Genomic DNA, 10,519 nt, shown 5'->3' on the forward strand with positions numbered 1-10,519 from the left:
GGCGCGGCCGCGCTGAGCGCGCTGAGCGCCGTCGCCCTCGCCGTCGCGCTGCCCTCGGTGCCCGCCCACCCGACGGCGGGCCTGCGGATGCTGCGCGAGGCGCTGCGCAACCGCCGCCTCATGGCGGGCATCGGCTTCGTGGTGCTGGTGGCCTTCGGCAACTTCGCCGCCTACCCGTACATCCGCCTCGCGATCGACCGGGTCGACCCCGCCGCGACGACGTGGATGCTGCTCGCGTGGGGCGCGGGCGGCGTGGCGGGGCCGCTCCTCGCCGGCGCGCTCGCGCGGTGGCTGCGGCCTCTGACCGCGGCCACGCCGTTCGGCCTGGCCGCCGCCCTGCTGCTGACCCAGTCGGCGTCGTCCGTCCCCGTCCTGGCGGTCGCGATGGTGCTCTGGGGCCTCTCGCTGAACGCGGTGCCCGCCGCGACCCAGCTCTGGGTCGCGCGCGTCGAGCCGGTGCGGACCGAGTCCGCGATGTCGCTGCAGGTCACCGCGTTCCAGGTCGCGATCACCGCGGGTTCGGCGCTCGGCGGCGTGCTACTGGACGGCTACGGCGTCAGCCCACTGCTCCTGGTCGGCGCGAGCGCCGCGGTGACGGCGGGTCTCGGCTGGGCGTTCGTGCGCCTGCCGCGCGGCTGAGGCCGCGGGGGCGGCGCGCCAGGCGAGCGGCGAGACGCCGTCGTGCTCGGCGGCGAACGCGCGGCTGAACGCCGCGACCGAGCCGTACCCCACCTCCAGCGCGATGCGCGTCACGAGCAGGCACCGGTCGGTCAGCAGGGTCCGCGCGCGGTGCATGCGCACCCGCCGCAGCATGCGCACCGGGCTGTGGCCCGTCGCGCGCCGGAAGCGCTCGGTGAGCGCCGACCGGGACAGGTGCACGAGGGCGGCCATGCGGTCGAGCGTCCACGACTCGCCGGGTCGCTCGGCGATGGCGGCGAGCACGCGCGCCACCTCGGGGTCCCGCGCCGCCCCCGGGCGGTCCGCCGGGACCGCGGCCCCGAGGCCGTCCGCCGTGCGCCACTGCTCGGTCACGGACGCCCCGATGAGGTTCGCGTAGCTCGCCGCGAACACGTCGGGCGTGCCCATGACCTGCAGCGGGCAGGTGGTCACCAGCGCGACGACGCCGGAGTGCCGCTCCCCGAACCCGCGCAGCACCAGCGGGCTCGGCAGCGGCACCACGTCGGCCGGGCGCAGGTCGCCGTACGCGACCTCGGCCGCGCCGTCGGCCGTGAGGCGGTGGGCGGTGCGCTCGTCGACCAGCACGGCGTCCCCGGGTCCGAGGCGGGTCGCGCCCGTCGCGGTCTCGAGGACCAGCGTGCCGTCGAGCACCAGCGTCCACCGGGCCGCCGGGTCGAGGAGCGCCGCACCGGCGGCGAGCCGCTCGTGGCGCAGCGCGGACATCACCCACTCGACGTCCCACTCGTGGCCGGCCTGGTGGACGTGCCGCGCCGTCGTGTCCTGCGTCACCGGTCTCATACCAGAACGAGCCACGCGGAACCGCCCGGTATTCCCCCGGGCGCGCGGGCGCGGGGTCCCGGCCGCTGCCATACTGCCGCCAGCACACGCCGCCCGACGAAGGAACCTACGTGATCGCCACCGGACTGGTCCTCGCGGGCCTCGCCGCCCTCGTGCACGTCTACATCTTCTTCCTGGAGTCCGTCGCCTGGACGGCGCCCCGGACGCGCGCCGTCTTCGGCACGTCCGAGCAGGAGGCGCAGACCACCCGCCCCCTCGCGTTCAACCAGGGCTTCTACAACCTCTTCCTGGCGGTCGTCACCGCCGTGGGCATCGTGCTCCTGGCGTCCGGGTCGACGGACGGGCCGGCCTCCGCGGGCGCCGCCCTGGTGCTGGCAGGCACCGGCTCGATGGCCGCGGCGGCCACCGTCCTCGTCCTCTCCGACCGCACCAAGGCGCGCGCCGCCGCCACCCAGGGCACGCTGCCGCTCCTCGCGGTGATCGCGCTGCTCGCCGGCCTGCTCTGACGCCCAGGGGCCCGGGCGCCGGGGTGGCCAGATCCCGGTGGTTGTTGGCAGAAAGGACACTGGCCCGGGCGCCACCGCGCCCGCACGATGGCCGCATGCACGACACCACCCGCCGCACGCCCCGCGAGGGCCTGGCATGACCGCACTGCTCCTGTCCCTGCACGTCCTCGCCGCGATCCTCGCCGTCGGACCCGTGGCCGTGACCGCCAGCATCTTCCCCGCCGCCGCCCGGCGCGCGCTCGCCGCCCCCGGAGACCCCGGCCCGGCCGCGGGCGTCCGGCTCCTGCACCGCGTCACGCGCGTCTACGCGTACCTCGGCGTCGCCGTGCCCGTGCTCGGGTACGCCACCGGCGCGAGCCTCGGCGTGCTGTCCGACGCCTGGCTCGTCACGTCCATGGTGCTCACCGCGGCCGCCGCCGCGGTCCTGATCCTGCTCGTCCTGCCCGGGCAGCGGCGCGTCCTCGACGCGCTCGAGGCCCCGGGCACCCGGCCCGCCACGCGGCCGCTCGCCATGCACGCGGGCATCTTCAACCTGCTGTGGGCGGTGGTCGTGGTGCTCATGGTCTACCGCCCCGGCTCGACGACGGGCGCGGGCCTGTGAGCGGCCACGTCGTGCTCCGCATCCTCGGCGCGCTGGAGCTGCTCACCGTCGTCGTGCTGTTCGCCAACCTCGCCACCGTGCACGACGACGCCGTCGCGAGCGCCGTCGGACCGCTGCACGGCATGGCCTACCTCGCTGTCGTGGTCACGGCGCTCGCCGTGGCCCGCGGGCGGCACCGGGTGTGGCTGCTGGCCGTCGTGCCGGCGGTGGGCGGGCTCCTCGCCGAGCGCGCCGCGCGGACGACGACACGGTCCTGACCGTCCCGACGGACACCGTGCCTAGGTCGTCACGTCCATGCGCTGGGTGCCGATCACCCCGAGCAGCCGGAGCGCCTCGTCCGACGGCGAGCCCGGGTCGGGCGTGAAGATCACGACCTGCTGGTCGCTGTCGGTGATGTCGAGCACGTCGCAGCTCACCGTGACGGGCCCGACCATCGGGTGCCGGAACGTCTTGCGCTGCACCGTCTCGATCCGCATCTCGCCGTCGGCCCAGATCCGGGCGAACTCCTCGCTCCCGGCGAGCAGGTCGGCCACGAGCTGCGCGATCCGGGGGTCGTGCGGGTAGCGGGCCGCCGCGGTGCGCAGCCTGCTCGTGGCGGAGCGGACGAACGTCTCCCGGTCGGACACGCCGTACAGGTTCCCGTCGGCGTGGGACGTGAGGAACGCACGGCGCAGCAGGTTGCGCTCACGCGGCGGCAGGGCGGAGAAGTCCTCCATGAGCGCCGCGGCGAGCGGGTTCCACGCGAGCACCTCGCCGTCGGCGCTGCTGACGAACGCCGCCGACTGCGGGAGCCGCTCCAGGAGGTCGCGGATGCTCTGCCGCACCTCGCGCGGCGGCCCCGTGGGCGGCGCCTCGGGCACGTCGGCGAGCGCGTGCAGGTGCCGGCGCTCGGTGTCCGACAGGCGCAGCGCACGGGAGAGGCCGCTCAGCACCTCGCGGGAGGGGTGCGGGCCCCGGGCCTGCTCGAGCCGGGTGTAGTACTCGGTCGAGATGTACGCGAGCTGGGCGACCTCCTCGCGGCGCAGGCCGGGCGTCCGCCGCCGGCGCCCGGCGGGCAGGCCGACGTCGGCGGGGGTGGTCCGCTCCCGGCGCGAGCGCAGGAACGTGGCGAGCTGGGCCCTGTCCATACCTCGAGTATCCGCCCGCGGTCGCGCCGGTAGCCAGGTACGGCCGGTGCCTGGATACCGGCGCCGGACCGGCGGAGCGTCGAGGGTATGAGCACAGAACCGAGCACAGCAGCCACCACCACCCCGACCGCGGGCCTCCTGGCCGGCAAGGTCGCACTGATCACCGGAGCGGGCCGCGGCATCGGCGCCGCCGCCGCCCGCCTCTTCGCCCGGGAGGGCGCGACCGTGTTCCTCTCGGCCCGGACCGAGGCGGAGATCGCGGCCGTCGCCGACGAGGTGCGGGCGGCCGGCGGCACCGCCGACCACGCCGTGGCCGACCTCGGCGACCCCGAGAGCGTCCGCACCCTCGTCGACCGCGTCGTGGAGCGCTTCGGCCGGCTGGACGTCGCGTTCAACAACGGCGCCACGTTCACCCCGCCCCAGCCGCTGGACGAGGTGGCGGACGCCGACTTCGACCGGGTGTACGCCGTCAACCTCCGCGGCCAGTGGGCGTCGATGGTCGCGGAGGTCCGCGCGATCCGCGCCACCGCGGGGTCGGGCGCGATCGTCAACAACTCGAGCATCGGCAGCCTGCGCGCCAACCCGGTGCTGCCCGTCTACGGCGCGATGAAGCGGGGCCTCAACAGCCTGACCCAGTCGGCGGCGGTGACCTACGGGCCCGAGAACATCCGGGTCAACGCCATCACGCCCGGCGGAACGCTCACCGAGATGATCCGGCAGTGGGAGGAGTACACCCCCGGCCTGACCGACCAGCTCGCGAACCACGCGCCGCTCGGTCGCACGGCGCGGCCGGAGGAGATCGCCGAGGCAGCGGCCTGGCTGCTCAGCGACCGCGCCTCGTACGTCACGGGCGCCATCCTCCAGGTCGACGGCGGCGCGGGGGCCTGATCTCAGCGGCTGCGGAGGCGGCGGAGCATGCGGGCGTCGCGGAAGCCCACGGCGTGCGCCGCCGCCTCGACGGTCGCCCCGTGGCCCAGGAGGTGCTCGGCACGCTCCAGCCGGAGCAGCTGCTGGTAGCGCAGCGGCGTCACGCCGGTCGCCCGGGTGAACTGCCGGGTCAGCGTCCGCTCCGCGACGCCGGCGCGGGCCGCCAGGTCCGCGAGCGGCAGGGGCCGTGCGAAGTGCGCGTCGATCAGGTCCTGCACCCGGTGGACCGTGTCGTCGACGTGCGACCGGTGCCGCAGCATGACGCTCGCCTGCCGCTCGGCGCCGTTGCGCCGCGCGTACACCACCATCTCGCGGGCCACCCGTGCGGCGACGGCCGGTCCGTGCCGCACGGCCAGCAGGTGGAGCGACAGGTCGATGCCGCTGGCGATGCCGGCGGAGGTGACCACGCGGTCGTCGGTGGTGAACAGCACGTCCCGGACCAGGCGGGCGCGCGGGTGCCGGGCGGCCAGCTCGTCCTGGACGGCGTGGTGGGTGGTGCACCGCCGCCCGTCCAGGAGCCCGGCCTGGCCGAGCGCGTCCGCACCCGCACACACGCTGGCGACCGTGCCGCCGGCCGCGTGGTGGGCGCGCAGCCGCTCGCGGGTCGCGTCGCCCACCTGCGGCCAGGCCCGCGGGTCCTCGCCTGTGCGCCACCCGGGGACGACGAGGAGGTCGTCGGCCGTGGTCGCGGGCCAGTCGGCGTCCGCGGCGAGCGGGAGGCCTTGCGCGGACGGGACCACGGCGGTCCCGGGGGAGCCGGCGACGTACCGCAGCTCGTACGGGTGCCCGAGGTCCCCCGCCGCGAAGAAGGCCTGGGCCGGGCCGGCCAGGTCGAGCAGGTGCACGCCGGGCAGGAGCACGAACAGGACGACGGTCACCCCGCCGATGCTGCCACGGCCTGGCGTGCCTCCGCCTCGAGCTCCGCGACGGTGGCGATGCGCGCGAACCGGTCGCGGAGCACCGCCTCGGTCCGCTCGAGGATGTCCGCGGCGCTGAACCGCCCCAGCGGGTCCGTGCTCGTCGCGTCGCTCACGAACGTGACGTCGTACCCGAGGTCGGACGCGACGCGCGCGGTGGTCTCCACGCACTGCTCCGCACGGATCCCGCACACGCGCAGGGCGCCGACGCCGCGGGCGGTGAGGAGCTGCTGCAGGTTGGTCGTCGTGAAGGCGTTGTGCGAGGTCTTGTGCAGCACCGGCTCGCCGGGCAGCGGCTCGCCCAGCTCCTCGAACAGCCGCACGTGGCCGCTCGTCGGGTCGAACGGCGTGCCGGAGCCCGGCTCGGTGTGCAGCACCCAGACCACGAGGTCGCCGGCGGCCCGCGCGAGCGCGACGAGGCGGTTCACCGGCTCCGCGACGTCGGGGTCGAGGGTGTCGGCCCACTCGGGGCGCACCCGGAAGGACTCCTGCACGTCGATGACGATCAGCGCTCGGTTCATGCGGCCAGTGTGGCGCCGGGCGGGCGCGCCGGGGAAGACCGGATCAGGGCGGGGGGCGGAACGATCCGGTCATGCCGCGCGCACGGTCTCCCCCGACCACCGCCCGCCGGGCTCTACGCTGAGCAGCACGTCACCGCCACCGCACCGAGGGAGCCGATCGTGGACGTGCCGTTCGCCTGGGTCGACGTGTTCACCACCACGCCGCTGGCGGGCAACCCGCTCGCCCTCGTGCCCGACGCCGACGCGCTCGACGCCGCGACGATGGCGGCGATCGCGCGCGAGCTCAACCAGTCCGAGACGACGTTCCTCGTCCGGCCGGACGACCCGGGCGCCGACCACCGGCTGCGCTCGTTCACACCCGGCGGCGTCGAGGTCTTCGGCGCCGGGCACAACGCGATGGGCGCGTGGGTCTGGCTCGCCCTCAGCGGGCGGCTGGACCCGGCGCGGGACACGTTCGTGCAGCAGATCGGACCGGACCTGCTGACCGTCCGGGTGTCGCGGCGAGCGGCACAGGGCGCCGAGGTCTCGATGGAGCAGTCCGCGCCCCGGTTCCTCGGCGAGGTCACGGACCGTCCCGCCCTGGCCGCCGCCCTCGGCCTCGACACCGGTGCGCTCGCCGCACGGCCTGCCGAGGTCGCCTCGACCGGAGCGGAGCACCTGCTGGTGCCGGTGCGCGACGGCGCGGGCCTGGACGCCGCGCAGCCGGACACCGCCCACCTGCGCGCCCTGCTCGCGGACGTCGGCGCCGAGGGCTGCTACGTGTACACGCTCGCCGTCGACCCGGCGTCCGGCCTGGACGCGGCGGCGCGGTTCTTCAACCCGACGGTCGGGATCGCGGAGGACCCGGCGACCGGGACGGCGGCGGGCCCGCTCGCCGCCGTGCTGGTGCGGGACGGGATCGTGCGCGACCCGGCCGCCGTCGTCGTGGAGCAGGGGCGCCGGCTGGGCAGGCCGAGCCGGATCCGGCTGGCCGTCGACGGGCCGCGCGTGACGATCGCGGGCACGGGCGTCGTGCCGCGTCCCGGGGACGCGGGGCGGTGGGATCAGGCCTGGACGAAGCGCAGCAGCGCCTCGTTGACCTCGTCGGCGTGCGTCCAGAGCAGACCGTGGGGCGCACCCTCGATCTCGACGTACTCGGCCTCGGGGAAGGCCTCGTGGAACGGCCGGCCGGTCGCGTCGATCGGCAGGATGTTGTCCTTCGTCCCGTGCAGGATCAGGGACGGCTTGCCCGCGGCGCGCACGGCCGCGACGTCGGCCCGGAAGTCCTCGATCCAGGTCGGGACGACCGCGTACGCCGCGACGGGCGCGCTCTGGGTCGCGGTGTTCCAGGACGCCGTGACGGCCTCCTGGCTGATGCGGCTGCCGAGCGTCTCGTCCAGGTTGTAGAAGTCCTGGTAGAACTGCGTGAACCAGGCGAACCGGTCGGCGCGGGCGGCCTGGTCGATGCCGTCGAAGACCGACTGCGGCACACCGGTCGGGTTGTCGTCGGTCTGGACCAGGAACGGCTCGAGCGACGCGAGGAACGCGAGCTTGGCGACGCGCTCGTGGCCGTAGTTCTTGACGTAGCGGGCCAGCTCGCCGGTGCCCATGGAGAAGCCGACGAGGATGACGTCGCGCAGGTCCAGGGTGGTCAGGAGGGTGTTCAGGTCGGCCGCGAAGGTGTCGTAGTCGTACCCGGCGCCGACCTTGCTCGACCGGCCGAAGCCGCGCCGGTCGTAGGTGATGACCCGGTAGCCGGCGGCGATGAGCTCGCGCGACTGGCGCTCCCAGCTGTTGCCGTCCAGCGGGTACCCGTGGATCAGGACAACCGGCTGCCCGGTGCCGTGGTCCTCGTAGTACAGCTCGGTGGTGGTGCTGTTCTCGGTACCGACCGCGATGTAACCCATGATCGTTCCTTCTCTCGATCCTGCTGGAGCGGAGAACGGTCGTTCTCCGCCGACATGAGCTACGGTAGAGAACGATCGTTCTCCGCGCAACCCGTGCGGACGGAAAAGATGGGGTGAGATCGATGGGCGAGGCAGAGACCGCTCGTGAGCAGGTCGTTCGCGCGGCGGACGAGCTCTTCTACACGCGCGGCGTGCAGGCGGTCGGCATGGACGCCGTGCGCACCGCCGCCGGCGTCTCGCTCAAACGCATCTACTCGCTCTTCTCCTCGAAGGACGAGCTCGTCGTCGCCGTCCTGCGGCACCGCACGCAGATGTGGGACGCGGGGATCGCCTCGGCGTCCGAGAACGCGACGACCGCCCGCGAGCGCCTGCTCGCGATCTTCGACTTCCTCGACGCCTGGTTCCGGGAGTCGGACTTCCACGGCTGCGCGTTCATCAACACGCACGGTGAGCTGAGCGCGTCGTCGCAGGCCGTCGCGGACGCGGTGCGAGAGCAGAAGCGCAGCTTCCAGGAGTACGTCGGACGCCTGGTCGACGAGATCGGCGGCACGCCCGACCTCGCCGCCCAGGTCGCGATCCTCGCGGAGGGCGCGCAGACGACGGCCGCCATCGCGGGCACGCCCGACGCGGCGCGCCACGCGCGCGCCGCCGCGACGACCCTGCTCGACGCCGCGGTCCCGGCCCATGTCTGAGGCGGGTGGGACGATGGAGGACATGACCACTGAACCCGCAGAGGGTGTCGCCCGCGAGGCGACGCCGAGCGCCGCCCCCGCAGGCACCCACGACAGCGGCTTCGCGTTCCGCTGGGCCTACGGCAACCCCGAGGCCCCGTTCACCATCGTCGAGTTCGGCGACTTCGAGTGCCCCTACTGCGGGGCGGCCAAGCCCGTGCTCACCGAGCTGGTGAACGGCTCGGAGGGGCAGGTGCGCCTGGTCTGGCGGCACTTCCCGCTCTTCGAGGTGCACCCCTACGCGCTCACGGCCGCGCTCGCGGCGGAGGCCGCCGGCCACCAGGGGGCGTTCTGGCCGATGGCGAAGCTGTTGTTCAAGAACCAGATGCAGCTCGACGACGCGGCGATCGTCCGGTACGGCGAGGAGCTCGGCCTCGACACCGAGAGCCTGGTGGGTGACGCCGCGCAGCGGTTCTCCGAGGCGGTCCGCAAGGACTACCAGGACGGCATCGACGCCGGGGTGCACGGCACGCCGACGCTGTTCATCAACGGCGAGCCGTACACCGACTCGGTCACGGTGACCGACCTGCGCGACACCATGGGGCTGTCGCGCGGCAAGAAGTCGTGGTTCCGGCGGTAGTCACCGGGCCAGCAGCGCGCGCAGCGCCCCGGCCACCTCGGCCGGGGCCTGCTCGGCCATGAAGTGCCCCGCGTCGAGGGTGCGATGCTCCAGGTCGGACGCCCAGGCGGACCACAGGCCCGCCGCGTCGTAGCCGAGCGCGGCGCCCCAGTCCTGCTGGAGCACCGTCACCGGCATGGTCAGGCGCCGTCCGGCGGCACGGTCGGCACGGTCGTGCTCGATGTCGACGCCCGCGGAGGCGCGGTAGTCCGCCACGATCGAGGGCACCGCCGCGCGGGAGGCCCGCAGGTACTCCGCGCGCACGTCGGCGGGGATCGCCTGCTGCCCGGCGCCCCAGGCGTCGAGGAAGAACCCGAAGAAGTCGTCGGCCGCCGCCGCGATCAGGCGCTCCGGCAGGCCGGGCGGCTGCGCCATGAGGTAGAGGTGGAACGCGACGGCCGCGTCCGCGCCGTGCAGCACGTCCCACATGTCGAGCGTCGGCAGCACGTCGAGCACGCCCAGGTGGGTGACGCTGCCGGGATGGTCCAGGCCGGCACGGACGGCGACGAGCGCACCCCTGTCGTGCCCGGCGAGCGCGAACCGGTCGTGCCCGAGGGCATGGGCGAGGGCGACCACGTCGACGGCCATCGTCCGCTTGGAGTACGTGTCGGGCCCGGTCTCCGCGGGCTTGTCGCTCGCGCCGTACCCGCGCAGGTCGGGCACGATCACGGTGTGCTCGCGGGCCAGGTCGGCGGCGACGTGCCGCCACATGAGGTGCGTCTGGGGGAAGCCGTGCAGCAGCACGACGGGGCTGCCCGCCCCACCGACCGCGACGTTGAGGGCGACGTCGCCGACGGGCACGCGGCGGTAGTCGAAATCTGTGATCGTTGGTGTGATCGTCGGTGTCATGCCCATGAATCTCCAGGACGTGGATGAGTGATCGATGAGCAGGACCCGATGAACGGACCTCTCCGGGTCGGGGTGCTCGGCCCCGTCACCGCCTGGGTGGACGGCGTGCCGGTGCCCCTGGGCGGGCCGCGCCAGCAGGCGGTGCTCGCGCGCCTCGTCGTCGCGGGCGGGCGGCTGGTCACCACGGACCGGCTCGTCGACGACCTGTGGGACGAGCCGCCGCGCGGCGCCGTCGCGGCGGTGCGCACGTTCGTCGCCGACCTGCGCCGTCGTCTCGAGCCCGGACGGGCGCCCCGCACGCCCGCGCGGCACCTCGTGACGGACGGCCCCGCTCACCCGCTCACCGACGGGCGGACCGC

The 10,519-nt window shown here is 74.8% G+C and carries 14 protein-coding genes and 1 pseudogene; 9 read left to right on the top strand and 6 right to left on the bottom strand.

Annotated features, from left to right (window positions below; genetic code table 11):
• A partial coding sequence (locus tag HLB15_RS19905; protein WP_171107916.1) for an MFS transporter occupies positions 1 to 639 on the top strand: 639 nt, incomplete at its 5' end.
• Here the strand turns inward: HLB15_RS19905 and HLB15_RS24890 are convergent.
• Complete coding sequence (locus HLB15_RS24890; RefSeq protein WP_171107918.1) at positions 538 to 1,467, bottom strand: helix-turn-helix domain-containing protein; 930 nt, start codon at positions 1,465 to 1,467, stop codon at positions 538 to 540. The two genes, HLB15_RS19905 and HLB15_RS24890, sit on opposite strands and share 102 nt — an antisense overlap.
• 119 nt (positions 1,468 to 1,586) lie before the next feature.
• Between HLB15_RS24890 and HLB15_RS19915 the strand changes: the two genes are divergently transcribed.
• The 3 genes from HLB15_RS19915 (at position 1,587) to HLB15_RS19925 (ending at position 2,840) form a co-directional block, all read left to right on the top strand.
• Entirely contained in the window at positions 1,587 to 1,982 is a 396-nt protein-coding gene (locus HLB15_RS19915) for a DUF1304 domain-containing protein (RefSeq protein WP_171107920.1), read from the top strand.
• 136 nt (positions 1,983 to 2,118) lie between these two features.
• Positions 2,119 to 2,583 carry a hypothetical protein gene (locus HLB15_RS19920; RefSeq protein ID WP_171107921.1) on the top strand — a complete coding sequence of 155 codons (465 nt, stop codon included), beginning with the start codon at positions 2,119 to 2,121 and terminating at the stop codon, positions 2,581 to 2,583.
• On the top strand, positions 2,580 to 2,840 hold the full coding sequence (locus tag HLB15_RS19925; RefSeq protein WP_171107924.1) for a hypothetical protein: 261 nt from the start codon (positions 2,580 to 2,582) through the stop codon (positions 2,838 to 2,840). Before HLB15_RS19920 ends, HLB15_RS19925 begins: the two co-directional genes overlap by 4 nt.
• Before the next feature lie 21 nt (positions 2,841 to 2,861).
• Here the strand turns inward: HLB15_RS19925 and HLB15_RS19930 are convergent, their stop codons facing one another.
• Positions 2,862 to 3,710, bottom strand: a complete 849-nt coding sequence (locus tag HLB15_RS19930) for a helix-turn-helix transcriptional regulator (protein WP_171107926.1) — start codon at positions 3,708 to 3,710, stop codon at positions 2,862 to 2,864.
• 87 nt (positions 3,711 to 3,797) lie between these two features.
• On the opposite strand from HLB15_RS19930, the gene HLB15_RS19935 reads away from it, so the two are divergent.
• On the top strand, positions 3,798 to 4,598 hold the full coding sequence (locus tag HLB15_RS19935; RefSeq protein WP_171107928.1) for an SDR family NAD(P)-dependent oxidoreductase: 801 nt from the start codon (positions 3,798 to 3,800) through the stop codon (positions 4,596 to 4,598).
• Positions 4,599 to 4,600: 2 nt separating this feature from the next.
• Here HLB15_RS19935 and HLB15_RS19940 read toward each other — a convergent pair whose 3' ends face one another.
• Positions 4,601 to 5,515 carry a GlxA family transcriptional regulator gene (locus HLB15_RS19940; protein ID WP_171107930.1) on the bottom strand — a complete coding sequence of 305 codons (915 nt, stop codon included), beginning with the start codon at positions 5,513 to 5,515 and terminating at the stop codon, positions 4,601 to 4,603.
• Entirely contained in the window at positions 5,512 to 6,075 is a 564-nt protein-coding gene (locus HLB15_RS19945; RefSeq protein ID WP_171107932.1) for a cysteine hydrolase family protein, read from the bottom strand. The genes HLB15_RS19940 and HLB15_RS19945 overlap by 4 nt, the downstream gene beginning before the upstream one ends.
• A gap of 186 nt (positions 6,076 to 6,261) precedes the next feature.
• Between HLB15_RS19945 and HLB15_RS19950 the strand changes: the two are divergent.
• Positions 6,262 to 7,029 (top strand): annotated as a pseudogene (locus HLB15_RS19950) (PhzF family protein); the annotation flags it as partial.
• Between the two features lie 89 nt (positions 7,030 to 7,118).
• Here the strand turns inward: HLB15_RS19950 and HLB15_RS19955 are convergent.
• The gene (locus HLB15_RS19955) at positions 7,119 to 7,961 is read right to left on the bottom strand and encodes an alpha/beta fold hydrolase (protein ID WP_171107933.1); all 843 of its coding nucleotides are present in this window, start codon (positions 7,959 to 7,961) and stop codon (positions 7,119 to 7,121) included.
• 122 nt (positions 7,962 to 8,083) lie between these two features.
• On the opposite strand from HLB15_RS19955, the gene HLB15_RS19960 reads away from it, so the two are divergent.
• Together HLB15_RS19960 and HLB15_RS19965 are read left to right on the top strand one after the other, a co-directional pair.
• Positions 8,084 to 8,653, top strand: coding sequence for a TetR/AcrR family transcriptional regulator (locus HLB15_RS19960; RefSeq protein WP_171107934.1), 570 nt, complete (start codon positions 8,084 to 8,086; stop codon positions 8,651 to 8,653).
• A 22-nt stretch (positions 8,654 to 8,675) separates the two neighbouring features.
• A complete protein-coding gene (locus HLB15_RS19965) occupies positions 8,676 to 9,272 on the top strand; it encodes a DsbA family protein (protein WP_229784956.1) in 597 nt (198 codons plus the stop codon).
• On the opposite strand, the gene HLB15_RS19970 is transcribed toward HLB15_RS19965, so the two are convergent.
• Entirely contained in the window at positions 9,273 to 10,160 is an 888-nt protein-coding gene (locus HLB15_RS19970) for an alpha/beta fold hydrolase (protein WP_171107936.1), read from the bottom strand. It lies immediately after the preceding gene.
• 48 nt (positions 10,161 to 10,208) lie between these two features.
• Between HLB15_RS19970 and HLB15_RS19975 the strand changes: the two genes are divergently transcribed.
• On the top strand, positions 10,209 to 10,519 hold a 311-nt coding region (locus HLB15_RS19975; protein ID WP_171107937.1), incomplete at its 3' end, for an AfsR/SARP family transcriptional regulator.

The organism is Promicromonospora citrea (genome assembly GCF_013004695.1).
GTDB classification, from domain to species: domain Bacteria; phylum Actinomycetota; class Actinomycetes; order Actinomycetales; family Cellulomonadaceae; genus Promicromonospora; species Promicromonospora citrea.

Bases quoted from the DNA above. Each gene is read 5' to 3' on its own strand.
- HLB15_RS19920 (WP_171107921.1), top strand. From the start codon at position 2,119: ATGACCGCACTGCTCCTGTCCCTGCACGTCCTCGCCGCGATCCTCGCC.
- HLB15_RS19930 (WP_171107926.1), bottom strand. From the start codon at position 3,710: ATGGACAGGGCCCAGCTCGCCACGTTCCTGCGCTCGCGCCGGGAGCGG.
- HLB15_RS19935 (WP_171107928.1), top strand. From the start codon at position 3,798: ATGAGCACAGAACCGAGCACAGCAGCCACCACCACCCCGACCGCGGGC.
- HLB15_RS19945 (WP_171107932.1), bottom strand. From the start codon at position 6,075: ATGAACCGAGCGCTGATCGTCATCGACGTGCAGGAGTCCTTCCGGGTG.
- HLB15_RS19955 (WP_171107933.1), bottom strand. From the start codon at position 7,961: ATGGGTTACATCGCGGTCGGTACCGAGAACAGCACCACCACCGAGCTG.
- HLB15_RS19960 (WP_171107934.1), top strand. From the start codon at position 8,084: ATGGGCGAGGCAGAGACCGCTCGTGAGCAGGTCGTTCGCGCGGCGGAC.
- HLB15_RS19965 (WP_229784956.1), top strand. From the start codon at position 8,676: ATGACCACTGAACCCGCAGAGGGTGTCGCCCGCGAGGCGACGCCGAGC.
- HLB15_RS19970 (WP_171107936.1), bottom strand. From the start codon at position 10,160: ATGACACCGACGATCACACCAACGATCACAGATTTCGACTACCGCCGC.